The 25353-nt window shown below is 59.2% G+C and carries 18 protein-coding genes and 1 riboswitch; of the genes, 8 read left to right on the top strand and 10 right to left on the bottom strand.

What is annotated here, in order from left to right:
* Positions 1 to 33 precede the first annotated feature (33 nt).
* Entirely contained in the window at positions 34 to 3744 is a 3711-nt protein-coding gene (gene metH / locus AC19YQ_RS16185) for a methionine synthase (RefSeq protein WP_326397957.1), read from the bottom strand.
* 154 nt (positions 3745 to 3898) lie between these two features.
* Between metH and AC19YQ_RS16180 the strand changes: the two genes are divergently transcribed.
* Both AC19YQ_RS16180 and nfuA read left to right on the top strand, forming a co-directional pair.
* Complete coding sequence (locus tag AC19YQ_RS16180; RefSeq protein ID WP_133076874.1) at positions 3899 to 6196, top strand: fatty acid cis/trans isomerase; 2298 nt, start codon at positions 3899 to 3901, stop codon at positions 6194 to 6196.
* 111 nt (positions 6197 to 6307) lie between these two features.
* Entirely contained in the window at positions 6308 to 6892 is a 585-nt protein-coding gene (gene nfuA / locus AC19YQ_RS16175) for a Fe-S biogenesis protein NfuA (protein WP_019827280.1), read from the top strand.
* Between the two features lie 166 nt (positions 6893 to 7058).
* On the opposite strand, the gene cobM is transcribed toward nfuA, so the two are convergent.
* The 5 genes from cobM to AC19YQ_RS16150 all read right to left on the bottom strand — a co-directional run bounded on the left by cobM (position 7059) and on the right by AC19YQ_RS16150 (position 9998).
* Complete coding sequence (gene cobM / locus AC19YQ_RS16170) at positions 7059 to 7805, bottom strand: precorrin-4 C(11)-methyltransferase (protein ID WP_133076873.1); 747 nt, start codon at positions 7803 to 7805, stop codon at positions 7059 to 7061.
* Positions 7806 to 7869: 64 nt separating this feature from the next.
* The gene (locus tag AC19YQ_RS16165; protein ID WP_133076872.1) at positions 7870 to 8295 is read right to left on the bottom strand and encodes a cobalamin biosynthesis protein; all 426 of its coding nucleotides are present in this window, start codon (positions 8293 to 8295) and stop codon (positions 7870 to 7872) included.
* On the bottom strand, positions 8292 to 8993 hold the full coding sequence (locus AC19YQ_RS16160) for a CbtA family protein (RefSeq protein ID WP_133076871.1): 702 nt from the start codon (positions 8991 to 8993) through the stop codon (positions 8292 to 8294). The genes AC19YQ_RS16165 and AC19YQ_RS16160 overlap by 4 nt, the downstream gene beginning before the upstream one ends.
* 11 nt (positions 8994 to 9004) lie before the next feature.
* Entirely contained in the window at positions 9005 to 9193 is a 189-nt protein-coding gene (locus AC19YQ_RS16155; RefSeq protein ID WP_019827274.1) for a CbtB domain-containing protein, read from the bottom strand.
* A 97-nt stretch (positions 9194 to 9290) separates the two neighbouring features.
* Positions 9291 to 9501, bottom strand: a riboswitch (cobalamin riboswitch).
* Between the two features lie 134 nt (positions 9502 to 9635).
* The gene (locus tag AC19YQ_RS16150; protein ID WP_133076870.1) at positions 9636 to 9998 is read right to left on the bottom strand and encodes a response regulator; all 363 of its coding nucleotides are present in this window, start codon (positions 9996 to 9998) and stop codon (positions 9636 to 9638) included.
* 175 nt (positions 9999 to 10173) lie between these two features.
* Between AC19YQ_RS16150 and AC19YQ_RS16145 the strand changes: the two genes are divergently transcribed.
* From AC19YQ_RS16145 to AC19YQ_RS16125, 5 genes are all read left to right on the top strand, one after another.
* Positions 10174 to 13650: a response regulator gene (locus AC19YQ_RS16145; protein ID WP_133076869.1), complete on the top strand. Its 3477-nt coding sequence runs from the start codon at positions 10174 to 10176 to the stop codon at positions 13648 to 13650.
* The gene (locus tag AC19YQ_RS16140) at positions 13651 to 14466 is read left to right on the top strand and encodes a CheR family methyltransferase (RefSeq protein ID WP_133076868.1); all 816 of its coding nucleotides are present in this window, start codon (positions 13651 to 13653) and stop codon (positions 14464 to 14466) included.
* A complete protein-coding gene (locus AC19YQ_RS16135; RefSeq protein WP_133076867.1) occupies positions 14463 to 15071 on the top strand; it encodes a chemotaxis protein CheB in 609 nt (202 codons plus the stop codon). The genes AC19YQ_RS16140 and AC19YQ_RS16135 overlap by 4 nt, the downstream gene beginning before the upstream one ends.
* Complete coding sequence (locus AC19YQ_RS16130) at positions 15062 to 16258, top strand: ATP-binding protein (RefSeq protein WP_133076866.1); 1197 nt, start codon at positions 15062 to 15064, stop codon at positions 16256 to 16258. The genes AC19YQ_RS16135 and AC19YQ_RS16130 overlap by 10 nt, the downstream gene beginning before the upstream one ends.
* Before the next feature lie 66 nt (positions 16259 to 16324).
* Positions 16325 to 16702 carry a response regulator gene (locus AC19YQ_RS16125; RefSeq protein WP_003445176.1) on the top strand — a complete coding sequence of 126 codons (378 nt, stop codon included), beginning with the start codon at positions 16325 to 16327 and terminating at the stop codon, positions 16700 to 16702.
* A 110-nt stretch (positions 16703 to 16812) separates the two neighbouring features.
* Here AC19YQ_RS16125 and AC19YQ_RS16120 read toward each other — a convergent pair whose 3' ends face one another.
* Positions 16813 to 17868, bottom strand: a complete 1056-nt coding sequence (locus AC19YQ_RS16120) for a tetratricopeptide repeat protein (protein WP_500595487.1) — start codon at positions 17866 to 17868, stop codon at positions 16813 to 16815.
* A gap of 314 nt (positions 17869 to 18182) precedes the next feature.
* Here AC19YQ_RS16120 and AC19YQ_RS16115 point away from each other — a divergent pair, with 314 nt between their 5' ends.
* Complete coding sequence (locus AC19YQ_RS16115; protein ID WP_500595486.1) at positions 18183 to 19388, top strand: ISL3 family transposase; 1206 nt, start codon at positions 18183 to 18185, stop codon at positions 19386 to 19388.
* Positions 19389 to 19469: 81 nt separating this feature from the next.
* On the opposite strand, the gene AC19YQ_RS16110 is transcribed toward AC19YQ_RS16115, so the two are convergent.
* Genes AC19YQ_RS16110 through mexE form a run of 3 tightly spaced genes read right to left on the bottom strand, consistent with a single transcriptional unit; the run spans position 19470 to position 25315 of the window.
* On the bottom strand, positions 19470 to 20879 hold the full coding sequence (locus tag AC19YQ_RS16110) for an efflux transporter outer membrane subunit (RefSeq protein ID WP_219263054.1): 1410 nt from the start codon (positions 20877 to 20879) through the stop codon (positions 19470 to 19472).
* Positions 20876 to 24055, bottom strand: a complete 3180-nt coding sequence (locus AC19YQ_RS16105; RefSeq protein ID WP_133076862.1) for an efflux RND transporter permease subunit — start codon at positions 24053 to 24055, stop codon at positions 20876 to 20878. The genes AC19YQ_RS16110 and AC19YQ_RS16105 overlap by 4 nt, the downstream gene beginning before the upstream one ends.
* Before the next feature lie 15 nt (positions 24056 to 24070).
* Positions 24071 to 25315, bottom strand: a complete 1245-nt coding sequence (gene mexE, locus AC19YQ_RS16100) for a multidrug efflux RND transporter periplasmic adaptor subunit MexE (RefSeq protein ID WP_326397954.1) — start codon at positions 25313 to 25315, stop codon at positions 24071 to 24073.
* Positions 25316 to 25353: the final 38 nt, after the last annotated feature.

The raw sequence follows: 25353 nt of genomic DNA, 5'->3' as shown, positions 1-25353 counted from the left end.
AGCCCCGGCGGGAGCTGTCTGTCGCCGGGTGACTCAGTTGTCATAGCCCAGGTTGGGTGCCAGCCAGCGTTCGGTCACGCTCAGGTCCTGACCCTTGCGTGCCGTGTAGCTGGCGATCTGGTCCTTGTCGACCTTGCCTACGGCAAAGTATTGCGCTTGCGGGTGAGCGAAGTACCAGCCACTGACCGCTGCCGCCGGGAACATGGCGTAGTGTTCGGTGAGGAACACCCCGCTTTTGCCTGCGCGCATTTCTTCGGCTTCGGGGTCGAGCAACTGGAACAAGGTGCCTTTTTCGGTGTGATCCGGGCACGCCGGGTAGCCGGGGGCAGGGCGGATACCGCTGTATTGCTCCTTGATCAGCTCTTCATTGCCGAGCTTTTCATCCTTGGCGTAGCCCCAGTAGTTTGTCCGCACCTGCTGGTGCAGCCACTCGGCGCAGGCTTCGGCCAGACGGTCGGCCAGGGCCTTGACCATGATCGAGTTGTAATCGTCGCCCGCGTCCTGGTAAGCCTTGGCCACCTCTTCGGCGCCGATCCCGGCGGTGGTGATAAAGCCGCCCACGTAGTCGGTCACGCCGCTGTCTTTGGGTGCGACGAAGTCGGCCAGGGAGAAGTTCGGCTTGCCGTCGGTCTTGATGATCTGCTGGCGCAGGTGATGGAGTTTGGCCAATGGCTGGCCATCGTCGCCGTACAGCTCCAGGTCGTCATCGTTGACCTGATTGGCCGGCCAGAAACCGAACACAGCACGGGCGCTGATCAGCTTTTCGTCGATCAGCTTGGCAAGCATTTCCTGGGCGTCGGCGTATAGTGCCGTTGCCGCTTCGCCGACCACATCGTCGGTCAGAATGCGCGGGAACTTGCCCGCCAGGTCCCAGGAGATGAAGAACGGCGTCCAGTCGATGTACTCGGCCAAGACCTTGAGATCGATGTTGTCCAGCACCTTGGCACCGGTAAAGGTCGGCTTGACCGGCTGGTAGCCAGCCCAGTCGAACTGTGGTTTCTTGGCGATGGCGGCGGGGTAGCTCAAGCGCTCGGTGCGGGCGCTGCGGTTGGCGGTGCGCTCGCGCACTTCAACGTACTCTTCGCGGGTCTTCTGGACAAAGGCCGGTTTCAGCTCTTTGGACAGCAACTGCGTGGCCACACCCACGGCGCGGGAGGCGTCAGTGACATAGATCACCGCATCGTTCTGATACTTGGGTTCGATCTTGACCGCGGTGTGTGCCTTGGACGTCGTGGCGCCGCCGATCATCAGGGGCAGATGGAAGTTCTGGCGCTGCATTTCACGGGCAACATGCACCATCTCGTCCAGTGACGGCGTGATCAGTCCCGAGAGACCGATGATGTCGCACTTCTGCTCCTTGGCCACCTGAAGGATTTTCTCCGCGGGCACCATCACGCCAAGGTCAACGATGTCGTAGCCGTTGCAGCCCAGCACCACGCCGACGATGTTCTTGCCGATATCGTGTACGTCACCTTTCACGGTCGCCATCAGGATCTTGCCCTTGGCTTCCGGCTTGTCGCCTTTTTCCAGCTCGATAAACGGGATCAAATGCGCCACGGCCTGTTTCATCACGCGGGCGGATTTAACCACCTGGGGCAGGAACATCTTGCCCGCGCCAAACAGGTCGCCGACGATGTTCATGCCCGACATCAACGGGCCTTCGATCACTTCGATCGGGCGCTTGAAGGACAGGCGCGACTCTTCAGTGTCTTCAACGATATGGGTGGTGATGCCCTTGACCAGTGCGTGCTCCAGACGCTTGTTCACGTCCCAGCTGCGCCACTCTTCAGTTTCGGCTTCCTTGACGCTGCCATCGCCCTTGTACTTGTCGGCAATGGCCAGCAGGTTGTCGGTGGCATCGGGGGTGCGGTTGAGCACCACGTCTTCTACCGCGTCGCGCAGTTCAGTCGGGATCTGGTCGTAGATCTCCAGTTGGCCGGCGTTGACGATACCCATGGTCAGGCCATTACGGATCGCGTACAGCAAAAACACCGAGTGGATCGCTTCACGTACCGGGTTGTTGCCACGGAACGAGAACGACACGTTGGACACGCCGCCCGACGTCAGTGCATAGGGCAGCTCGTCGCGGATATAGGCGCACGCGTTGATGAAGTCCACAGCGTAGTTGTTGTGTTCTTCAATGCCAGTGGCCACGGCGAAGATGTTCGGGTCGAAGATGATGTCTTCCGGCGGGAAGCCCACTTCATTGACCAGAATGTCGTAGGAACGTTTGCAGATTTCCTTTTTACGGGCTTCGGTGTCGGCCTGGCCCGCTTCGTCGAAGGCCATCACCACCACGGCGGCGCCATAGCGCTTGCACAGTTTGGCGTGATGTTTGAACTGCTCGACGCCTTCTTTCATGCTGATCGAGTTGACGATGCCCTTGCCCTGGATGCACTTGAGGCCCGCCTCGATCACTTCCCACTTGGAAGAATCGATCATGATCGGTACGCGAGAGATGTCCGGCTCGCCAGCGATCAGGTTGAGGAAGGTCACCATGGCCTTCTTCGAATCCAGCATGCCCTCGTCCATGTTGATGTCGATGATCTGCGCACCGGCCTCAACCTGTTGCAGCGCCACTTCCAGGGCTTCGGTGTAGTTGTCTTCGCGGATCAGGCGGGCGAAGCGGGCGGAACCTGTGATGTTGGTACGTTCACCGACGTTGACGAACAACGAGCTGCGGTCGATGGTGAACGGCTCCAGCCCGGAGAGGCGGCAGGCCTTGGGAATGTCCGGAATCTGGCGCGGGGCGTAACCGGCCACGGCATTGGCGATGGCCTGGATATGGCCCGGCGTGGTGCCGCAGCAACCGCCGACAATGTTCAGGAAGCCGCTTTGAGCGAACTCTTCAATGACCTTGGCTGTTTCGCTCGGCAGTTCGTCGTACTCGCCGAACTCGTTGGGCAGGCCCGCGTTCGGGTGAGCCGAGACGTAGGTGCTGGCCTTGTTCGACAGCTCTTCGAGATAAGGACGCAACTCGCTGGCGCCCAGGGCGCAGTTCAAACCGACCGAGATCGGTTTGGCATGGCTCACGGAGTTCCAGAACGCTTCGGTGGTCTGGCCCGACAGGGTACGGCCAGAGGCGTCGGTGATGGTGCCGGAAATCATGATCGGCAACTCGACTCCCAGCTCTTCGAACACGCCCTGTACGGCGAAAATCGCGGCTTTGGCATTGAGCGTGTCGAAAATGGTCTCGATCAGGATCAGGTCGCAGCCGCCTTCGATCAGGCCTCTGGTGGCCTCGGTGTAGTTCTCCACCAGTTCATCGAAGGTGACGTTGCGATAACCCGGGTTGTTGACATCCGGCGACAGCGAGCAGGTACGGCTGGTAGGGCCGAGCACGCCTGCAACAAAGCGTGGTTTGTCCGGGGTCTCCAGGGTCTTGGCGTCGGCCACCTTGCGCGCAAGGCGTGCGCCTTCTACGTTTAGTTCGTAGGCCAGCGCCTGCATGCCGTAGTCGGCCTGTGAAACCTGGGTGGCGTTGAACGTGTTGGTTTCGAGAATGTCGGCACCAGAGTCCAGATACGCCTTTTCAATGGCTCCGATCACATCGGGGCGGCTGAGGATCAAAAGGTCGTTGTTGCCTTTGACGTCGCTCGGCCAGTCGGCGAAGCGTGTGCCACGATAGTCGTGTTCCTCTAGGCGGTAGCTTTGGATCATAGTGCCCATGCCGCCATCGAGAATCAGAATGCGCTCTTTGAGGGCTTGCTGAAGTGCTTGGAGACGAGCGCTGCGGTCAGACATAGGACTACCTGTTAGAGCCATGCAAAAGATGGGAAATCATAACAAACCTGCGTGGGATTTGAGCGCTCGCTGATTTACATGAATTTCATTCATGTTGTGGCAGGGCGGCGACAGGTAGAATCGCGACATATTTTTGATATCAGGACACTGGCACATGTTTTTTCGCCTACTCGCCAGCGCCGTGACGCTGGTGGCGTGCAGTACAGCGTTGGCACAGGCCCCGTTGGTTAGTCCGGTCATTTCCTACACCAGGGATATTCAGCCGATCCTCACCGAAAAGTGCGTTGCCTGCCACGCGTGCAACGACGCAGCCTGCCAGTTGAACCTGGGCAGCGCGGAGGGTGCGACCCGCGGTGCCAGCAAGGTGCCGGTCTATAAAGGAGATCGTGTCGATGCCGTTGCCCCGACGCGGATTTTCTTCGATGCCGATGGCCCGCAGGAGTGGAGGCTTAAAGGGTTCTACCCGGTAGTCGATGCCCAGGGCGCGCAGGCGTCCTTGATGGCGCGCATGCTGGAGCTGGGCCACAGCACCCCGTTGACCCCAAATGCCAAATTGCCCGAGGAAATTGTCCTGGGCATCAACCGCGAAAACGTCTGTCCGGCGCCGGGGGAGTTCGACGCTTACGCCCAACGCCATCCAAAAGAAGGCATGCCGCTGGCCGTGACCGGATTGACCAACCAGCAATACCACACCGTACAAACCTGGCTGGCCCAGGGCGCGAAGGTTGACCAGCACGCAATCAAGCCGACTGCGGTCGAAGCGGCACAGATCAGCGAATGGGAAGAATTGCTCAACCGTCCAGGTTCAACCGAAGCCCTGGTGGCGCGCTGGTTGTACGAGCATTTGTTTCTGGCCCATACCTACTTCGACAACGGCGTGCCAGGGCACTTCTTCCAGTGGGTGCGTTCGCGCACCCCAAGCGGTCAGCCGGTTGACCTGATTGCTACCCGCCGCCCGAACGACGACCCCGGCACCACGTTTTACTATCGGTTGATACCCGTTCAGGGCGTGATCGTGCACAAAACCCATATCACCTATCCGATGGGCGAGCACAAGCTGGCGCGGGTCAAAGAGCTGTTCTACAGCGGTGACTGGCATGCCACCAGCTTGCCGGGCTACGGGCCTCGAGGTCGGGCCAACCCGTTCGAAGTCTTTGAAGCGATTCCGGCGGTGGCGCGTTACCAGTTCATGCTCGACAACGCCGAGTATTTCGTACGCACCTTTATTCGTGGGCCGGTGTGCCGTGGGCAGATTGCGACTGACGTGATTCGCGACAACTTCTGGACCGTGTTCCAGGAGCCTGCCCATGACCGCTATGTCACCGACGCCGCCTATCGTGGCGAAGCGACGCCGTTGCTGGCAATGCCCGGCCAGATCGACGACGTTGGCAGTGTTATTTCGTTGTGGCACCGCTATCGCAACAAGCGCAATGACTATGAGAAGTTGCGCCAGCAAGCCTATGCCGACATGCCGCCACCGAGCTGGTCGACCCTGTGGGCAGGCAACGACAACGCCTTGTTGACCGTTTTCCGTCACTTCGACAGCGCCAGTGTCAGCAAGGGCCTGATCGGCGAAATCCCGCAAACCCTGTGGCTGTTCGACTACCCGTTGCTGGAGCGCACCTACTACCAGTTGGCGGTCAACTTCGATGTGTTCGGCAACGTTTCCCATCAGGCCCAGACACGCTTGTACTTTGACTTGATCCGCAACGGCGCCGAGGTCAACTTCCTGCGCTTGATGCCGGCCGACGCCCGTTCGGGCATCTTGAGCAGCTGGTATCAGAACAGCGGCAAGCTGAAGATGTGGATGGACTACCAGAAGATCGACACCGGCACGCCGAGCGGCATGAAGCTCGATCCGGCCGACCCCAAGCGTGACTTTGCGCTCAAGCTGATTGAACGCGCCGGCACCCTGAATGCACGGCCCGACCCGATCAACCGTTGCGTCGGTGCTTACTGTTCACGCCCCGACATCCCGCAAGAGTTCAAATACGCCGAGCAGGCACTGAGCCGTCTGACCTCGCGCCCTGCGGCGGGGCTGTCGGTCATCAGTCAATTGCCAGAAGCCAGCATGCTGCGGATCGAGGGACGTGACGGCAAACGCGAGATGTACAGCATGCTGCGCAATCGCGCGCACACCAACGTGGCCTTCATGCTGGGCGAGGAATACCGGCTGGAGCCTGGGCTGGACACCCTGGCCATCTACCCCGGGGTGCTCAGCAGCTACCCGAACTTCATGTTCAATATCCCGACGGGGCAGGTTGAGGCCTTTGTTGAAGCGATGGAGCAATGCAAGGATCAAGAGACCTTTGACACCATTGTCGAGCGCTGGGGGATTCGCCGTAGCCATCCACAGTTCTGGCAGTACTTTCACGATATTGGCCAGTACATCAGCGAAACCGACCCGGTAGAGGCCGGTGTGCTGGATATGAACCGCTACGAAAACCTGTAATCAGCCACTAGAATTTGATACATGGGGTGTGGCTTTCCTGACAAAAACACTAGGACTTTGTCAGGCGCGCCGATTGGCGTAAACTGCGTCCCATGTCTGCGAGGAGATTCCATGAGCGCCATAACGATTACCGACGCTGCCCACGATTACCTGGCTGATCTGCTGTCAAAGCAGAACACCCCGGGTATCGGCATCCGCGTCTTTATCACCCAACCCGGTACCCAGTACGCCGAAACCTGCATTGCTTACTGCAAGCCGGCTGAAGTCAAATCTGAAGATACCGCCATCGGCCTTAAAAGCTTCACGGCCTGGATCGATTCGTTCAGCGAACCCTTCCTTGACGATGCCGTGGTGGACTACGCCACCGATCGCATGGGTGGTCAGCTGACCATCAAGGCGCCAAACGCCAAAGTGCCGATGGTCAATGCCGACAGCCCGATCAACGAGCGCATCAACTACTACCTGCAAACCGAGATCAATCCCGGTTTGGCCAGCCACGGCGGTCAGGTCAGCCTGATTGAAGTGGTTGAAGACGGTATCGCGGTGCTCAAGTTCGGTGGCGGTTGCCAGGGCTGCGGCCAGGCGGACGTGACGTTGCGTGAAGGCATCGAGCGCACCCTGCTTGAGCGTGTGCCGGAGCTCAAGGGCGTACGTGACGTGACCGACCACTCGCAGAAAGAAAACGCCTACTACTAACAGGGCGTTCGCTGCGAAGCTGAAGAAAAAACGGTGCCCCGTGAGCACCGTTTTTTTATGGCTGCGCGATTCGGATTGTGCGGGCGCAGCAGAACCTAATGGGATCTACCTGACAGGCCACGCCGTCCGTATCGCGAGCAAGCCCGCTCCCACAGGGGGAGAGCGTTCAAGGCCGATACAGATGCGCATGCCCCGCACGGTACAGCGACGAGTCCCCAAAACTGTCACTGGCCAGCACCCGGCCCACCAGGATCAGCGCCGTACGCCTGAATCCCTTGGCCTGGACCTTGATCGCGATGTCTGCAAGCGTCCCTTGCACCCAGTCCTGGTCAGGCCAGCTGGCGCGATGAATCACGGCAATCGGGCAATCACTGCCGTAGTGCGGGATCAGTTCGGCAACGATGTTTTCAAGGTTCTTGACCCCCAGATGAATGGCCATGGTCGCCTTGTGCTGCGCCAGGCTGGCCAGTTCTTCTCCGGCTGGCATAACGGTTTTTTCGGCGTAACGGGTCAGAATCACGGTTTGCGAAATATCGGGCAACGTCAGTTCGGCCCCCAGAATGGCCGCACAGGCCGCGGTGGCAGTCACTCCCGGAATGATCTCAAAGGCAATGCCCAGCTCACGCAAGCAGCGGATCTGTTCGCCAATGGCCCCGTACAAGCTGGGGTCGCCGGAATGTACGCGGGCCACGTCCTGGCCTTTGGCGTCGGCGGCCTTGATCAGGGTGATGATCTGCTCAAGGTGCAGTTGCGCACTGTTGATCACCTGCTCAGCCTGATGGCCTTGCAGCACGGCCTCGGGGACCAGCGAACCCGCGTAAATGATCACCGGGCAACTGCGAATCAGGCGCTGGCCCTTGACGGTAATCAGCTCAGGATCGCCGGGTCCGGCGCCGATGAAATAAACAGTCATGGCAGTCTCTTGAAGGGGTTGAGATAGAGCTGTTCTTGAACAACGCTCATAGTGAGGCGGGGGATTATCGCGGGTTTTGCTCGAAACAGGCCAACGCAAAGGTGGCGCCTGGTGATTTTTGTCGCGTAATCAGCAAGGTAGCGGGTGCGCCGGCGAACCGCTCGGCCAGGGCCAGCGCAGCACTTTCGGCAATCCCGAAACACCCGGTTTTCTCGAACACAAGGTTCGACCGGTGACTCAGCTGAGGGGCGTACGGGGCAAGCTGTTGCGCACTGAAGACCTCAAGCTCCAGTTCCAGTCGAGCTGCCAGTTGCAGCAGTCCGGGTTCCTGGCGCTTGAGATCGACACTGGCCAGGGCACGGACCGCATTCAGCGGGATCCCGGCCCGGGCCAGAGAGCGTTCGATCAGACTCAACAGCTCTGCCGCGGTGCAATCCTGGCGACAGCCCAGGCCAATCACCAGGATTGGCGCTGTGCCGGTTGCCGTCATGCCGAGTACTGGCCTTCAGACTTGCGGCGAAACAGCCAGGCGCTGATCACGCCCAGGGCCAGCCAAAAGGCGAAGTTGGTCAGTTGCGAAGCAATCTTGAACTGCGACTCCAGCTCGGCCGGGGCCAGGCTTGAATGCACCAGTGGCTGGGGTGCGCCAAAAATATGCGGAACCACCAGAATCGCCACGCCCAGCACTTTCAGCGCCCAGTGCTTGCCAAATACCATCAGTGCGATGGCCACTGCGGTCGAAGCTGCGGTGCTGACCCACCAGATTTGACGCTGCAGCAAATCTGCCGCTGCAGTGCCCGGCAACTCGGGTGGCAGGCCCAGGGTCGGCGCCAGGCAGAACACCGCATAACCGGCAAGGCCCCAGAGCAGGCCCTGGGAAGTGCGCGTCGGGGCACGCAAGGTGTAAAGGCCGGCCAGCATCAAGGCAAAACCCACAGCAACCACCAGATTGCCGCCCGTGGTAGACAGCACGCGCTGCCAGCCATCTTCCGGCTCCCAGGCCTCGGCGTCGTGCTCGTGGGCTGGCATGGCCATGTCGGCATGCTCGTGCACTTCAGTGGCAGCAGGTTTTTCGTAGGTTTCGGCCTGCAAAATGAGTGGCGACACCCACAGGCTTTGCAGCAGGGTCAGCAGCAGGGCGGCCAGCAAGCCGGTGAAGCCTGCGGTTTGGGCGATACGCTTAATCATGGCAGGCAGTCTCAATGGCACGGGAAGGCGGAGCTGTGACGGGTGTCATGGGCCGCATTGTGAACCGCATCGATATGGGAGAACCCGGCGAAGTAAACGAGAAAAGCCCCCAGTACCGCAGCACCGACAGCCGCCACAATGCGTTGGCTTTGGGTGGCAGTGGTCGCGGCGGAATGGGTACGGCTGGTGCTGATAGACATGGCGCTTGCCTCAGGTCGGACGACGGGCAGCAAAGCGCAAGAAAACCCCGCGAACGAAGCCCGCAGGGTTTAACAGCGCCCGCCCACCGCGGGTTTGTTATTGAAAAATAACCAGGCCGGTCTCCGGGCTTGCGAGGGGCTCAAGCGTTGAGCCTGCAAACATCTCCTTCCCATGCACTCGGCACAGTGGATTTGATGTTTCTCTCGCTTACCGTTGCGGGGGCAGCGCCGGACTTGCCAGGACTAACGCCTGACGCACCGGTTTCCCGTTTCACCCTGTGAAGGGCACCTGATACAAGATGTGTAGGAAACCACAGCCCAGGAGAGTCGTCAATTTAAAGGGGGGGGTGTAGTCGCTGCCGCAGGCTGCGATAAGGGCCGCAGGACCTTCAAAAAGCGGGGCCGCTACGCAGCCCTCGCAGCCTGCGGCAGCGACTACACGTCAGGCGGTCAGCAGGCTTTTGACTTTGTCGCGCAACTGATCAATGGAGAAAGGTTTGCCAATCACCGCCATGCCTTCTGCGACCTCAAGGGTTTCGGCATAGCCGCTGGCAAACAGGATGGGCATTTTCTCGCGCAATTGGCGGGCCTTGGCTGCCAGCTCCCGGCCGTCCATGCCCGGCAACCCGACGTCGGTCATCAGCAGGTCAATGGGCTGGGCCGCATTCTCCAGCAGTTCCATGGCCTGCTCGCTGCCGTCTGCTTCAAGCACGCTGAAGTCCAGTTCTTGGAGCACGTCTACGATCAGCATCCGAACAATGGCGTCGTCTTCGACCACCAGGATGGTGGAGGGTGTAGCGGACATAATCATGATCTCGATAAAAAATGTAAGCGTGGGTCTCGCTGCAGCAAGGATAGCCTTGCCCAGCATTTGAATGTGCCTCTTTGTACGAAAATGTTCATTGTTGGGTAAGAAAATAGAACTATTGCTCGGTAATCCGGCAAACTCCAGTTTTTTAAGACTGCCCACAGGCCTGAAAATGAACTCACCTGTATCAATTGATGAGCGAAGCTTTCGCAAGCTTCTGAGTCGCAACGTTGGCTTGCCCCTGGCTGTCGGCGTGCTCAGTGCCGCGTTATTCGTGATCATGGTCAGCTATTTGTTATCAGTGATCAGGTGGGTGGAGCACAGCGACCGGGTTATCAGTAATACCAACGACGCCGTGCGGCTGACGGTGGATCTTGAAAGCGGCATGCGCGGGTTCCTGATTACCGGCGATGAGCATTTTCTGGACCCCTATGCCGTCGCCAAGCCGCAAATTGCGCTCCAGTTGAAGGGGTTGCAGGAGCTGGTCAGCGACAACCCGCAGCAGGTCGACCGGCTGAAACGCCTTGAGGCGCTGCAAAATGAGTGGAATGCCTACGCCCAGTCGATGGTCGATCTGCGCCGTCAGGACGGTGATTACCGTGCGGCCATACAGGCGGGGCGGGGCAAACGCCTGGCGGACGAAATTCGCAAAGAATATCAAGACTTCATTCAGATGGAGCAGCAGCTGCGAGTGGCTCGCAGCGAAGAGGTCAGTCGTACAACGATCATCAGTATTGGCCTGTACCTGATTTTCGTACTGGGTTTGAGCGGCTTTTTGGCCTATATCGGTCGTCGCGATTTACTTGAACTTTCAAAGAGTTACAACAATGCCTTCGAGTCGCAGATCAAGACTGCTCAGCGTCTGGAACAACAGGCCTGGTTGCGCAACGGCCAGACCGAGCTGGCTGAACAGGTGCTGGGGCGCCTGACGCTCAACATGTTGGGCCACAACATCCTGCAGTTCTGTGCCCAGTACCTGGGATCCGTGGTGGCGGCCGTCTATGTGCGTGAAGATCACGGCGATCTCAAGCGTGTGGCCAGTTATGGGTTTTCCCGCGAGCAAGAGGCGCAGGGCCAACTGATTCGCAACGGCGAAGGGATTATCGGGCAGGCAGTCAAGCAGGATAAGTTGATTCGACTGGACAACGTACCCGCCGACTATTTCTCCAAAGTCAGCTCCGGGCTGGGCGAAGGCAGCCCGCGCAGTGTGCTGGTGGTGCCCACCAGTGATGATGATCGCGTCAACGGGGTCATTGAGCTGGGCTTCCTCAGGCCCCTGAGCGAGCGGGACGTAGAGCTGTTCGAATTGATCGCCGACAACATCGGCATGTCGATTGAAGCGGCGCGCTATCGCCAGCGCCTGCAAGAGGTGCTGGCCGAAACCCAGCAGCTCAATGAGCAACTGCAGGTGCAGCAGGAGGAACTCAAGACCGCCAACGAGGAACTCGAAGAGCAGTCGCGCATTCTCAAAGAGTCCCAGACCAGCCTCGAAACCCAGCAGGCCGAGCTGGAGCAGACCAACGAAGAGTTGGCCGGCCAGCGGGATGCAATGGACCGCAAGAACACCGAACTCAACCAGGCCCAGGTGCAACTTGAAGAACGGGCTGAAGAGCTGCAACGCTCCAGCAAGTACAAGTCCGAATTCCTGGCCAACATGTCCCACGAGCTGCGCACGCCGCTGAACAGCTCCTTGATCCTGGCCAAGTTGCTGTCCGAAAACCCGCAGCAGAACCTCAGCGCAGAACAGGTCAAGTTTGCCGAGTCTATTTACTCGGCGGGCAATGACCTGCTTAACCTGATCAACGACATCCTGGACATTTCCAAGGTAGAAGCCGGCAAGCTCGAAGTGCGCCCCGAGCACACCAGCGTGGCACGGGTGGTCGAAGGGTTGCGCAACATGTTCCAGCCGCTGGCGGGCGACAAGTCCCTGGGCTTTGAGGTCCAGTTGCAGCCCGGCACGCCGCCCATGATCTACACCGACAGCCAGCGTCTGGAGCAGATCCTCAAGAATTTGCTGTCCAACGCGGTCAAGTTCACGGAGCAAGGCCAGGTCAGCCTGACGGTATCCTGTCAGCCGGGCGAAGGGATTGCCTTTACCGTGAGCGATTCCGGGATCGGCATTTCCGAGGAGCAACAAGACTCCATCTTCGAAGCTTTCCGTCAGGCCGACGGCACCACCAACCGCCGCTATGGCGGCACAGGGCTGGGCCTGTCGATCTCCCGTGATCTGGCGACATTGCTGGGCGGTTCGATCGATGTCAGCAGCGAGCCGGGCAAGGGCAGTATCTTTACCCTGATCCTGCCGCAGCAGTATGTGGAGCACGGCGAAGAACCCGTGCAACTGCCTGTTGGCCCCGCGCCACGGGTTGCAGTGCGGGTACCTGAGCCCCGGCCGCTGCTTGCCGTTGAGTCTGCGGCGGTGATTGAGCGCTTCATGGATGACCGCGAGCAGGCGCCATTTACCACGCGCTGTATTTTGGTGATTGAAGATGAGCCAAACTTTGCGCAGATCCTCTTCGATCTTGCACATGAATTGGGCTATCGCTGCCTGGTTGCCCATGGTGCGGACGAAGGTTTCAGCCTCGCGGTGCAGTTCATTCCCGATGCAATCCTGCTGGACATCCGCTTGCCGGACCATCCGGGGCTCACGGTGTTGCAGCGCCTGAAGGCTATGGCGTCGACGCGGCATATACCGGTTCACGTGATTTCCGCTGAAGACCGGGTTGAGGCCGCGATGCACATGGGGGCGGTGGGGTACGCCTTGAAGCCGACGACCCGTGAAGAGCTGAGAAATGTGTTCGCTCGCCTGGAGGCCAAGCTGACGCAGAAGGTCAAGCGGGTGCTGCTGGTCGAGGATGATGACTTGCAGCGCGACAGCATTGCCCGCCTGATCGGCGACGATGACATCGAGATCACCGCGGTCGGCTATGCCCAGGAGGCGCTCGACCTGCTGCGCACCACTGTTTACGACTGCATGATCATCGACCTCAAGTTGCCCGACATGCTGGGCAACGACCTGCTCAAGCGCATGTCGACCGAAGATATCTGCTCGTTCCCGCCGGTGATCGTCTACACCGGGCGCAATCTGACCCGGGATGAAGAAGCCGAGCTGCGCAAGTATTCGCGCTCCATCATCATCAAGGGCGCCCGCTCACCCGAGCGGTTGCTCGATGAAGTGACATTATTTCTGCACAAAGTCGAATCTCAGTTGTCCCATGATCGGCAAACGATGCTCAAGACCGCTCGCAGCCGCGACAAGGTGTTCGAGGGCCGCAAGATTTTGCTGGTGGATGACGATGTACGAAACATCTTTGCCCTGACCAGTGCGCTGGAGCAGAAGGGCGCGATTGTGGTCATCGGTCGCAATGGACGCGAAGCCATCGAGCGCCTGGACGAAGTGGAAGATATCGACCTGGTGTTGATGGACGTGATGATGCCCGAGATGGATGGCTACGAAGCGACCGTCGAAATCCGCAAAAACCCGCGCTGGCGCAAGCTGCCGATCATTGCGGTCACGGCCAAGGCAATGAAGGACGATCAGGAGCGCTGCCTGCAGGCAGGTTCCAATGACTACCTGGCCAAACCGATTGATCTGGATCGACTGTTTTCGTTGATCCGGGTCTGGCTACCGAAAATGGAACGACTCTAAGTGCAACGAAACACTGACATCGAGTTAAGGCTGCTGATCGAAGCGATCTATCTCAAATACAGTTATGACTTTCGCGATTACTCCGGCGCCTCGATCAAGCGCCGGGTCAATCATGCATTGCGTCAGTTTGACTGCAGCACCATTTCGGCCCTTCAGGAGCGCATCCTCCATGACCCGACGGCCTTTATGCAGTTGCTGCAGTTCCTGACCATTCCAGTGAGCGAGATGTTTCGCGACCCGGAGCATTTTCTGGCCATTCGCCAGGAGGTGGTGCCGATCCTCAAGACCTACCCGTCGCTCAAGATCTGGATTGCGGGGTGCAGCACCGGCGAGGAGGTGTATTCAATGGCCATCCTGTTGCGTGAAGAAGGCCTGCTGGATCGCACCATCATCTATGCGACCGATATCAATCCGCGCTCTCTGGAAAAGGCCAAGCAGGGGATTTTCTCCCTGGACAATATCCGGACCTATACCCACAACTACCAAAAGGCCGGTGGTCAGCGTTCGTTTGCCGATTACTACACCGCCGCCTATGACTACGCGATTTTTGACAAGACGCTGCGCGAGAACGTGACCTTCGCCGATCACAGCCTGGCGACGGATAGCGTGTTCTCAGAAACCAATTTAATTTCATGCCGTAACGTATTGATTTATTTCAATAAAAATCTTCAAAACAGAGCCTTTGGTCTGTTCGAGGAATCGTTGTGTCATCGCGGATTTCTGATGCTTGGAAGCAAGGAGACGCTGGATTTTTCGGACTACAGCAAACAGTTTTCCCCCGTGCTCAAGCAAGAACGGATCTACCGCAAGCTATGAAAAACCATGACCGTTACCTGACCGATCCCAGACCTGTCGAGGCGGTGGTGATCGGTGCGTCTGCGGGCGGGGTTGAAGCGTTGCTGACTATTTTTTCCGAGCTCAAGCCTGGCTTCCGGCTGCCGATTATCGTGGTGCTGCACTTGCCTGAAGAGCGACGCAGCCAGTTGGCCGAGGTGTTTGCCCGGCGCTTGCCATTGGCGGTCAGGGAGGTTCAGGACAAACAGCCGATTGTGCCGGGCACCCTGTACTTTGCAGGTCCCGGGTATCACGTTTCGATTGAGCAGGATCACAGTTTTTCCTTGAGCCAGGAGGAGCCGGTGCATTACTCGCGACCTGCCATTGACTACCTGTTCGAATCCGCAGCCGATGTGTATCAACAGCGTCTGGCTGCCATTTTGCTGACGGGCGCCAATCGGGATGGTGCCCAGGGGCTGAGCGTGGTCCAGCAGTCGGGCGGTCTGACCATTGTGCAGGATCCTGACGAGGCACAGGTTGCAACCATGCCCCGTGCGGCACTGGACCTTTTTCAACCGGATTGCATTCTTCCATTGCGCGGCATTGGCCGTCTGCTTGTCGAGCTGGAACATAGCCAATGCTACTAAACGAAATTCAAGCCAAGCTGCTGATCGTCGATGACCTGCCGGAAAACCTGCTGGCGCTCGAAGCACTGATCAAGCGCGAAGATCGCATCGTGTACAAGGCCTTGTCTGCGGATGAGGCGCTGTCGTTGCTGTTGCAGCATGAGTTTGCGATGGCCATTCTTGACGTGCAAATGCCCGGCATGAACGGTTTTGAACTGGCCGAGCTGATGCGCGGCACCGCCAAGACCAAAAACATCCCCATCGTGTTTGTCAGTGCCGCAGGGCGCGAGATGAACTATGCCTTCAAGGGCTATGAAAGCGGTGCGGTGGACTTTCTGCACAAACCGCTGGATATCCACGCGGTCAAAAGCAAGGTCAATGTCTTCGTCGAGCTTTATCGCCAGAGCAAGGCCATGAAGCAGCAGGTCGAGGCCCTGGAGCAGAGCCGTCGCGAGCAGGAGACTTTGCTTGCGCAGTTGCAACTGACCCAGGTCGAGCTTGAGCGCGCGGTGCGCATGCGTGACGACTTTATGTCGATCGTCTCCCATGAGGTGCGCACGCCGCTCAACGGGCTGATCCTGGAAACCCAGTTGCGCAAGATGCACCTGGCCCGCGACAACGCGGCGGCGTTCACCCTGGAAAAGATGCACGCCATGGTCGATCGTGATGAGCGCCAGATCCAGAGCCTGATCCGCCTGATCGAAGACATGCTCGACGTGTCGCGTATCCGCACCGGCAAGCTGTCGATCAGGCCTGCCGAGTTTGATTTGGCCCGTACAGTCGGGCAATTGCTGGAGAATTTCACGGCCCAGATCAGCGCTGCGCAATCGAGTGTCAGCTTCACTGCACAAAAACCCGTAGTGGGGCAGTGGGACGAGTTCAGAATTGAGCAAGTGATTTCCAATCTGCTGACCAATGCCTTGCGTTACGGTGCTAAAAAGCCCATTGATGTGTCTGTTTACATAGACGGCGATCAAGCTGTGGTGGATGTGCGCGATCAGGGCATCGGCATCAGCCAGGAAAACCAGCAGCGGGTGTTCCAGCAATTTGAGCGGGTTTCAGCCAGTCAGGTGGCTGCCGGGCTTGGTTTGGGGTTGTTTATCTCGGAACAGATTGTCGCGGCACACAGCGGCACCATCAGCGTGCAGAGCGAACTGGGTGAGGGCGCCTTGTTCAGGGTTTGCCTGCCGCTTGCACAAAAGACTTAAACTCGGCGCAACCTATGACCGCGCTCGGGGTCATACTGGCAGCGACGGCATGAATTAAGGTTTCCCATGAGTGAAGATGCGCAAGATGTTGTTTTGATTGTCGAAGATGACCCCTCGATCCTGATGGTCCTCAGCGCCTACCTGTCCGGCGAAGGCTACCGGGTATTGCAGGCCGAAAACGGCGAACAGGCGTTCGAGATTCTGGCGAGCAAGCCGCATCTGGACCTTATGGTGACCGACTTCCGCCTGCCGGGCGGAATTTCCGGGGTGCAGATTGCCGAGCCAGCGTTGAAGCTGCGGCCTGACCTGAAAGTTATTTTTATCAGCGGCTACCCTGCCGAGATCCGTGATACGGGCAGCCCGATCACCTTGACGGCGCCGATCCTGGCCAAGCCGTTCGACCTCGATACCCTGCAAGAGCAGATCCAGAAACTATTGGCCTGAATGCCCAAATCTTGTGGGAGCGGGCTTGCTCGCGATGCAGGCGACTCGGTCATTCAGCCAGACCGACGTGATGCCATCGCGAGCAAGCCCGCTCCCACAGGTGATATGAATCACAAACCCTGCTGCAACGACGGGTCATCAGGGTTCATCTGCTCAAGCTGCGCCAGCAGCACCTGCACATTCTGCAATTGCCCGGCTTCTTTCCAGTAGCCGATCAGCAATACGCGCGCCTTGCGATTGGCCGGTTGGCGTTGCAGCAGCTCTTCGAGCTGGCGTTGCGCGGCTTCAAGCTGGTCCAGGTCATGGAGGGCGGTCGCCAGCTTGTACCGGTAATCACTGTTGTCCGGTTCCAGCTCAACGGCCTTGGCCAGGCCCAGAAGGGCGTATTCCGTCTGGCCATGGTTAAGCAGCCAGATCCCCAGGGCATGTTGCAGGTACGCGGAATAGGGATGGGCTTCAAGCTGCCTGGCCAGCATCTGTCGCGCCTGCTCGGCCTTGCCGCGTTTTTCCAGAAGCTCGACCTGCGCGACGACTGCCTTGAGGTTGTCCGGGTCCAGGCGGGTGACTTGCTCCAGTGCGGCCTGGGCTTCGTCCAGTTGACCTTCGTGCAAATACAGACGGGCGAGTTGACCCTGTGCCTGCGGGTCGTCGGGCCTGGTTTTGAGGTCGCGCTCGAATTCGTCGATCACTTGCTGCAACGGGCCGAAGTACAGCCCCTGTTCGTCGGGCGACAGGCCGAGCAGGGCATTGGCGGCGGCAAAGCGCACGCTCTGTTCGGTGTCATCCAGTAGCGGGCCCAGCAGTAACGTGCGCTGGGCGTTGGGCACCAGGCCGACAATGCTCTGGATCGCGGCTATGCGTACCAGGGGCGAGGGGTTATGCAAGTCAGCGTCTGCCAGTTTCAGTGCCAGCGGGCTTGGGTAATTGGGCAGCTCGGCATGCAGGCTGGCGCGCCGGGTATCCGACAAGTCCTTGCGGGCCAGTTGCTGATAGAGCACACGGGCGGCGCCGGGCTTGCCGTTTTGGGCCATGTCCAGGGCGATGGAGAATCGTTGACTGACGGATTGCGTGGGAACGGCTGGATCAGGGCGCATCGAATACCAAAGACCGGCAGCGATAAGCGCTGACAGAAAGCTGATTGCGAGGTAGCGGCGAGGCTGGGTCATCCAATATCCAGAAGCATGCGTGCGTATGGGGTGCAAGAGTGGGTGAGTCGGGGGCTGGAGTCAAACGCAGACCCTGTAGCAGCTGCCGAAGGCTGCGTTCGGCGGCGTAGCCGTCGCAAAATCAGACACTTCGGTGTGTCAGTCAACCCCGGTTGCCAGGGTTTACGACGACTGCGTCGCCGAACGCAGCCTTCGGCAGCTACTACGGGTAAAAAAAAGGTTCTTCACGGAATCCCGGGAAACACAGAAACAAGAACGCCGATTTGATTGATGATGTTCGTGCGAGCAAACACATCTAACAAACCGGCGTTCTTATGCGTGATATTAATACTTTCCTTCCTTTTTGGGAGGGCTTTTCTGTCGTCACGATCAAGCCTGATGGTGACGCCCTAAAGATCGATCTGATTCCCCACGCCACTCGATTCCCTTCCTGTGGTGGCTGCCAAAGACCTTGTTCAACCACACATGAGTATTGCGAGCGAACCGTTCGGGATCTTCCCATTCTCGGTCGCGCTGTACGCCTCAGCGTTTTGCTCAGGCGTGTTGGCTGCCGTGACTGCGGCAAACGCATGGAGGCCGTCAGTTGGCTGGATCGCTATGCCCGCATGACGCGCCGCTTGGCCGATGCGGTCATTCAGTCCTGTGAGCGCCTCCCAACCCTGCACGTGGCCCAGATGTTTGGGCTGCATTGGGACACCGTTCGGTTGCTGGAACGTCGAGCCTTACAAACGGCTTTGAGTGTTTTGCCGAAGGCGCAGCCACGGCGCTTGGTGATGGACGAATTTGCGCTGTTCAAAGGGCATCGCTATGCCAGTGTCGTGCTGGATGCCGATACACGACGCGTGCTGTGGATCGGCGAAGGCCGCAGCCGGGCGGCGGTCAGGCCATTTTTCGAAGAGCTGGGGCCAGAAGGTTGTGCTCGCATCGAAGCGGTGGCGATGGACATGAACACCGCTTTTGATCTGGAGGTTCGCCAACACTGTCCGAACGCGCGAGTGATCTACGACCTCTTTCATGTGGTGGCCAAATATGGCCGGGAGGTCATCGATCGCGTCCGCGTCGACGAAGCTAATCGGCTACGTCACGACAAGCCTGCACGTAAGGTCATCAAGCAAGCGCGATGGTTGTTGCTGCGTAATCCGCAGAATCTGAAAACGCCCGAGCAACAGGTCCGTTTGGAGGATCTGCTGGCGGCCAACCAAGCATTGATGACGGTCTACTTGATGAAGGCTGAACTCAAAACGCTTTGGACGCCAAGCACCGCCTGGAGCTGGCGATCAGCCTGGAAGCAATGGCTACGCCATGCTCAAGAAAGTGAAATACCGGCTCTGATCCAGTTTGCAAAGCGATTAAAGGGTTACTGGAGAGGCATCGTCAGCCGGGTTCGCTGGCCAATGCACACCGGTCAGTTGGAAGGCATAAACAATCGAATAAAGGTCATTAAGCGGATGGCGTACGGTTACCGGGACAGCGAATTCTTTTTCATGAAGATCAAGAGCATCTTTCCCGGTAATCCGTGAAGAACCAAAAAAAAGCCCCGCGACCGAATGAGCGCGGGGCTAAAAATTGGTTGGTTGCGGCCAACCAAAGGAGCTCTTGAATCAGTGTGCGCTGGCGACGGTCTCGGCTTGCCAGCCACCACCCAGTGCTTTGTAAATCGCTACTACGCCGCGATACAGCTCAACCTCGGCCTGGGCCTGGCTGTCTTCTGCGGCCAGGCGCTCCCGTTGGGCGTCGAGCAGCACCAGAAAGTCCACCGTGCCTTCGCGATAGCGAATAGCAGCCAGATCCGCTGCGATCCGGCTGGATTCGCTTTGACGAATCAACGAGACCAGACGTTGCTGGCGCTTGCCGTAATCGCTGAATGCGTTTTCGGACTCTTCCAGCGCCAACAGCACCTGCTGCTCGTAACTGGCCAGTGCGCCATCAGCCTCTGCACCGGCACCGCGCAGACGCGCACGCACGCTGCCCAGGTCAAACGCCGGCCAGGTAATGCGCGGGCCCAGCGCCCAGGCATTGGCTGCAGCCGAGCCTATTTGCGAGCCGCGTCCGGCGGTAAAACCGAGAAAACCACTCAGGCTGACCCGAGGGAACAAATCGGCCTTGGCCACCCCGATCCGGGCAGTGGCGGCTGCCAGCTTGCGCTCGGCACTCAGGATGTCGGGCCGGCGCTGCAGCAAATCGCCGGGGTTGCCGATGTTCAGTGCCTTGGCAATGGCCGGCAACTGCGCCGGGCTCAAGTCAACGCTGAGCTGCTCAGGGCGCTGGCCCAGCAGAGTGGCGATGCGATTGCGCTCACGCACCTGCTCGGCCTGCAGTTGCGGCACGCTGGCCTCAACCGCGGCCAGGCGGGCGTCGGCACGCATGACGTCCAGTTGATCGCCAACACCTGCGTCACGCAGGCTTTCGGTAATCGCCTTGGAGTCCTGCTGGTTCTTCAAGTTGGCCAGGGCAATCCGCTCACGCAGTTGGGCGCCGCGCAATTCACCGTAGGCATCCACCAGTTCGGCAATCATGGTCACTTGCAGCTGGTAGAGATCCGCTGCAGCCACTTGCTCGTCGGCGTCGCTGGCCTCCAATTCACGCTGGATACGACCAAACAGGTCGACTTCCCAGGCCATGTCCAGGCCCAGGTCATAGCGTTCACTGTTGACCCGCTTTTCGGTCTGGCCCGGAATCTGGCCCTTGCCGACATCGCTGCTGGCACGGCTGGTGATGGTCGGCATGATGTCATTGCTGACGTCATCACGAATCGCCCGGGCTGCCCGCAGGCGGGCAAAGGCCACGCGCAACTCGCGGTTGCCGGCCAGTGACTGAGTCACCAGCTGGTTGAGGGTCGGGTCGTCGAACTGCTGCCACCAGATCCCTTCAAAATGCGCCCGGTCAAAGCCCTTCAGGTTATCGGCACTGATATGGGCAGGCTCTGTGGCCGGGGTCTTGTAGTCCGGGCCTACGGCGCAAGCGCTCAAGGCCAGCACCAACAGACTCGGCAGAAAAACTTTCACGCTCATTGTTGCGACTCCAGCTTGAGGTGCTTGGCCGCTTTGCGCGCTTCACTGCGCTCCACATAACGGCGGATCAAGACATAGAACACAGGCGTCAGCAGCAGGCCGAAGAAGGTCACCCCGAGCATCCCGGAGAACACCGCAACACCCATGGCGTGGCGCATTTCTGCACCTGCACCGCTGGACAGCACCAGAGGCACCACGCCCATGATGAAAGCGAAAGAGGTCATCAGGATCGGCCGCAGACGCAGGCGGCAGGCTTCAAGTACCGCATCCAGCGGGCTCATGCCTTCTTCCTGTTTGTCCTTGGCAAACTCCACAATCAAGATCGCGTTCTTGCACGCCAACCCCACCAGGACGATCAATCCGATCTGGGTGAAGATGTTGTTGTCACCCCCCGACAGAATCACACCGGTAATGGCTGACAGCAGGGTCATGGGCACAATCAGGATCACCGCCAGTGGCAGGCTCCAGCTTTCGTATTGGGCGGCCAGTACCAGGAACGCCAGCAGAACACAGAGCGGGAACACGAACAGCGCGGTATTGCCCGAGAGGATTTGCTGATACGTCAGCTCCGTCCACTCGAAGGTCATGCCGTTGGGCAGCTCTTCCTTCAGCAGTTTTTCCATCGCTGCTTCTGCCTGGCCCGAGCTGTAGCCCGGTGCCGCGCCGCCGTTGATTTCTGCGGTGACAAAGCCGTTGTAGTGCATCACGCGATCGGGCCCGGCGGTATCGCTGACCTTGATAAAGGTCGCCAGCGGGATCATCTCGCCCTTGTTGTTACGCACTTTCAGCTGGCCGATCTGCTCGGGCTCCAGGCGGAACTGCTGCTCGGCTTGCACGTTGACCTGATAAGTACGACCGAAGCGGTTGAAATCGTTGGCATACAGCGAACCCAGATAGATTTGCAGGGTGTCGAAGATGTCGCTGATGGCCACGCCGTGGGTCTTGGCTTTTTCACGGTCGATGGCAGCATCGACTTGCGGTACGTTGACCTGATAGCTGGTGAACAACCCGGCCAGTTCCGGCACGCTGCGGCTCTTGGTGATCACGTTCTGCACTTCTTTGTACAGCTCGTCATAGCCCAGACCTGCGCGGTCCTCGACTTGCAGGCGGAAACCGCCAATGGTGCCCAGCCCCTGTACCGGAGGCGGCGGGAAGATGGCGATGTAGGCTTCCTGGATGTCGGCAAACTCTGCGTTCAACGTGGCGGCAATGGCAGCGGCGGACTGGCTCGGGTCTTTGCGTTGATCAAAGTCCTTGAGCGCAACAAACACGATGCCGCTGTTCGGGCTGTTGGTGAAGCCGTTGATCGACAGGCCAGGGAAGGCGATCGAGTTGGCAACGCCAGGCTGCTTGAGGGCCAGCTCCGACATGCGCTTGATCACTTCTTCACTGCGATCCAGGCTTGCAGCGTCCGGCAGTTGCGCGAAGGCCACCAGGTATTGCTTGTCTTGCGGCGGTACAAAGCCGGTCGGCGTGTGGGCAAAACCTGCCCAGGTCAGCGCCATCAGGCCTGCATACACCAGCATGGCGATACCGCTGCCACGAATGATCCGGCGCACCGTGCCCACATAGCCGTTACTGGCCTTGACGAAGAAACGGTTGAACGGACCAAACAGCCAGCTGCCGAACAGGCGATCCAGCACGCGGGTAAAGCGGTCTTTGGGTGCGTGATGCCCTTTGAGCAATACCGCGGCCAGTGCCGGGGACAGCGTCAGCGAGTTAAAGGCCGAGATGACTGTGGAAATGGCAATGGTCAGGGCGAACTGCTTATAGAACTGGCCGGTCAGGCCCGAGATAAATGCAGCCGGAATAAACACCGCGCACAGCACCAGGGCAGTGGCGATGATCGGGCCGGTCACTTCGCGCATGGCCCGCTTGGTAGCGTCCACGGGGTTGAGCCCCAGCTCGATATTTCGCTCGACGTTTTCCACCACCACAATCGCATCGTCCACCACGATCCCGATGGCTAGTACCAGACCGAACAGCGACAACGCGTTGAGCGAAAAGCCAAACATGTGCATCACTGCGAACGTACCGATCAGCGATACAGGCACAGCGACCAGCGGGATAATCGAAGCGCGCCAGGTTTGCAGAAACAGGATAACAACCAGTACAACCAGGATCAGTGCTTCAAACAGGGTATGGACCACCGCCTCAATCGAACCACGAACGAAGATCGTCGGGTCGTAGACAATGTCGAAGTCCATGCCTTCGGGGAAGCCCTTCTTCAGCTCGGCCATCTTGGCGCGAACGTCATTGGAGATCTGGATCGCATTGGAGCCGGGGCGCTGGAAGATCGGGATCGCCACCGCCGGCTGGTTGTTCAGCAGCGAGCGCAGCGCGTACTGGCTGGAGCCCAGTTCGATCCTGGCAATGTCTTTGAGGCGAGTGATCTGGCCATCATCCCCTGCGCGGATGATGATGTTTTCGAACTCTTCTTCAGTGACCAGACGGCCCTGGGTGTTGACCGACAGCTGGAAGCTGGACGCATTGGGGGCAGGCGGAGCACCCAGGGCACCGGCGGCGACCTGACGGTTCTGTTCGCGGATGGCCGTCACCACATCGGTGGCGGTCAGGTTGCGCGACGCGGTTTTGTTGGGATCAAGCCATACCCGCAGCGAGTAGTCACCCATGCCGAACATCTGCACATCGCCGATACCGTTGAGCCGCGCCAGTTCATCCTTGATGTTGAGGATGGCGTAGTTGGACAGGTACAGCATGTCGTAGCGCTGGTCCGGTGAGGTCAAGTGCACAACCATGGTCAGGTCGGGCGATGCCTTGTCCACCGTAATACCGATGCGCGTCACTTCCTCGGGCAGCTTGGGCTGGGTGCGGGTCACCCGGTTTTGCACCTGCACCTGGGCGTTGTCCAGGTCAGTGCCCAGGGCAAAGGTGATGGTCAGGGTGATCTTGCCGTCAGCGGTGGACTGCGAAGACATGTACAGCATGTTTTCAACACCGGTGATGGCCTGCTCCAGTGGCGCAGCGACGGTTTCGCCGATCACTTTGGGGTTGGCGCCGGGGAAGTTGGCGCGCACGACAACGGTAGGCGGGACCACTTCCGGGTATTCACTGATCGGCAACTGGAACAGCGAAATGCCGCCCGCAATCAAAATCAGCAAGGAAAGCACAGCGGCGAAAATCGGCCGCTGAATGAAGAACTGGGAAAAATTCATCGGAGTTATCGTCCCTTAACCGCGAGGAGTCGCGACACTGGCCAACTTCGGCGCGCCAGGGGCGGGCTTGATTTGAGGCAGGTTGCTGGCTTCCAGGGCTTGTCGTTGTTGTGCCAGAGCGGCGAGGGTCTGCTCGTTGGCCATCGGGATCACTTCAGGGGCTACCGGCGAACCGGGGCGCACTTTCTGCAAGCCCTTGACGATGATCGTGTCGTCCTTGCTCAGGCCGCTGCGAACAATGCGCAAGCCTTCGATTTTCGGACCCAGATCCACGGCACGGTAGACCGACTTGTTGTCGGCTCCCATCACCAGCACGAACTTTTTGCCCAGGTCGGTACCGACTGCTTCTTCATTGATCAGCACGGCGGAGTAGGTGCCGCTGCCTACCAGCTTGAGGCGTGCATACAGCCCTGGCGTGAAGTTGCCGTCGGCGTTGTCGAACACCGCGCGACCACGGATGGTGCCCGTCTGCGGGTTGACCTGGTTGTCGACGAAGTTCATCTGGCCCAGGTGCGGGTTGCCGTCTTCGTTGGACAGGCCGAGATAGACCGGGGTGCTCTGGCCGCGTTGACCCTGACGGGCAAGCTGGTTGTATTTGAGGAACACGCGCTCGTCGGCATCGAAGTAGGCGTACACCTTGTCGGTAGACACCACGCTGGTCAGTGGCGTGACATCAGCGGTGACGATGTTGCCCGCGGTGATGTCGGCACGGCTGACGCGGCCACTGATTGGCGAGGTTACGCGGGTAAAGCTCAGGTTGAGCTTTGCCAGGTCCAGTTGCGCCTGGATGGCAGCGACACCGGCACGTGCAGCCTGGGCTGCGGTGCTGCGTGAGTCGGCCAGTTCAGCGGAGATCGCATTGCTCTGGCGCAGGCGCTCACCGCGCTGGGCTTCATTTTCGGTGCGGGTGGCGTTGGCGCGGGCTTGTTGCACTTCGGCTTCAAGGCGGCGGACTTCAGCCTGGAAGGGGCGAGGGTCGATCTGGAACAGCAGGTCGCCCTTTTTCACCAGGGCGCCCTCGTTAAAGGCGACCTGATCAATCTGGCCCGACACGCGTGGACGTATTTCGACTGTTTCCGGAGCTTCAAGGCGACCGGTGAACTCGTCCCATTCATTGACCGGCTGTTCAAGCACCTTGGCCACACTGACTTTTGCAGCGGGAGCAGGAGCAGTCGCGTCCGGGGTTTTGCCGCATGCACTCATCACCACGATGGCCAAAGCCGCGAGTGGGAAGCGCAAATGTTTAAGTGACTGTTCCATGAGGGGGAGTCCGCCAATCTATTGAGATGGGCGGATAA

The organism is Pseudomonas sp. MF06569 (assembly GCF_059862735.1).
Note: the sequence above shows the minus strand (reverse complement) of the source record. Positions and strands in the feature narration are given on the sequence as shown.

What these genes read in the sequence shown, in the direction of transcription:
- metH (WP_326397957.1), bottom strand. Translation starts at nt 3,744, where the DNA reads ATGTCTGACCGCAGCGCTCGTCTCCAAGCACTTCAGCAAGCCCTCAAA.
- AC19YQ_RS16180 (WP_133076874.1), top strand. Translation starts at nt 3,899, where the DNA reads ATGTTTTTTCGCCTACTCGCCAGCGCCGTGACGCTGGTGGCGTGCAGT.
- nfuA (WP_019827280.1), top strand. Translation starts at nt 6,308, where the DNA reads ATGAGCGCCATAACGATTACCGACGCTGCCCACGATTACCTGGCTGAT.
- cobM (WP_133076873.1), bottom strand. Translation starts at nt 7,805, where the DNA reads ATGACTGTTTATTTCATCGGCGCCGGACCCGGCGATCCTGAGCTGATT.
- AC19YQ_RS16165 (WP_133076872.1), bottom strand. Translation starts at nt 8,295, where the DNA reads ATGACGGCAACCGGCACAGCGCCAATCCTGGTGATTGGCCTGGGCTGT.
- AC19YQ_RS16160 (WP_133076871.1), bottom strand. Translation starts at nt 8,993, where the DNA reads ATGATTAAGCGTATCGCCCAAACCGCAGGCTTCACCGGCTTGCTGGCC.
- AC19YQ_RS16155 (WP_019827274.1), bottom strand. Translation starts at nt 9,193, where the DNA reads ATGTCTATCAGCACCAGCCGTACCCATTCCGCCGCGACCACTGCCACC.
- AC19YQ_RS16150 (WP_133076870.1), bottom strand. Translation starts at nt 9,998, where the DNA reads ATGTCCGCTACACCCTCCACCATCCTGGTGGTCGAAGACGACGCCATT.
- AC19YQ_RS16145 (WP_133076869.1), top strand. Translation starts at nt 10,174, where the DNA reads ATGAACTCACCTGTATCAATTGATGAGCGAAGCTTTCGCAAGCTTCTG.
- AC19YQ_RS16135 (WP_133076867.1), top strand. Translation starts at nt 14,463, where the DNA reads ATGAAAAACCATGACCGTTACCTGACCGATCCCAGACCTGTCGAGGCG.
- AC19YQ_RS16130 (WP_133076866.1), top strand. Translation starts at nt 15,062, where the DNA reads ATGCTACTAAACGAAATTCAAGCCAAGCTGCTGATCGTCGATGACCTG.
- AC19YQ_RS16125 (WP_003445176.1), top strand. Translation starts at nt 16,325, where the DNA reads ATGAGTGAAGATGCGCAAGATGTTGTTTTGATTGTCGAAGATGACCCC.
- AC19YQ_RS16120 (WP_500595487.1), bottom strand. Translation starts at nt 17,868, where the DNA reads ATGACCCAGCCTCGCCGCTACCTCGCAATCAGCTTTCTGTCAGCGCTT.
- AC19YQ_RS16115 (WP_500595486.1), top strand. Translation starts at nt 18,183, where the DNA reads ATGCGTGATATTAATACTTTCCTTCCTTTTTGGGAGGGCTTTTCTGTC.
- AC19YQ_RS16110 (WP_219263054.1), bottom strand. Translation starts at nt 20,879, where the DNA reads ATGAGCGTGAAAGTTTTTCTGCCGAGTCTGTTGGTGCTGGCCTTGAGC.
- AC19YQ_RS16105 (WP_133076862.1), bottom strand. Translation starts at nt 24,055, where the DNA reads ATGAATTTTTCCCAGTTCTTCATTCAGCGGCCGATTTTCGCCGCTGTG.
- mexE (WP_326397954.1), bottom strand. Translation starts at nt 25,315, where the DNA reads ATGGAACAGTCACTTAAACATTTGCGCTTCCCACTCGCGGCTTTGGCC.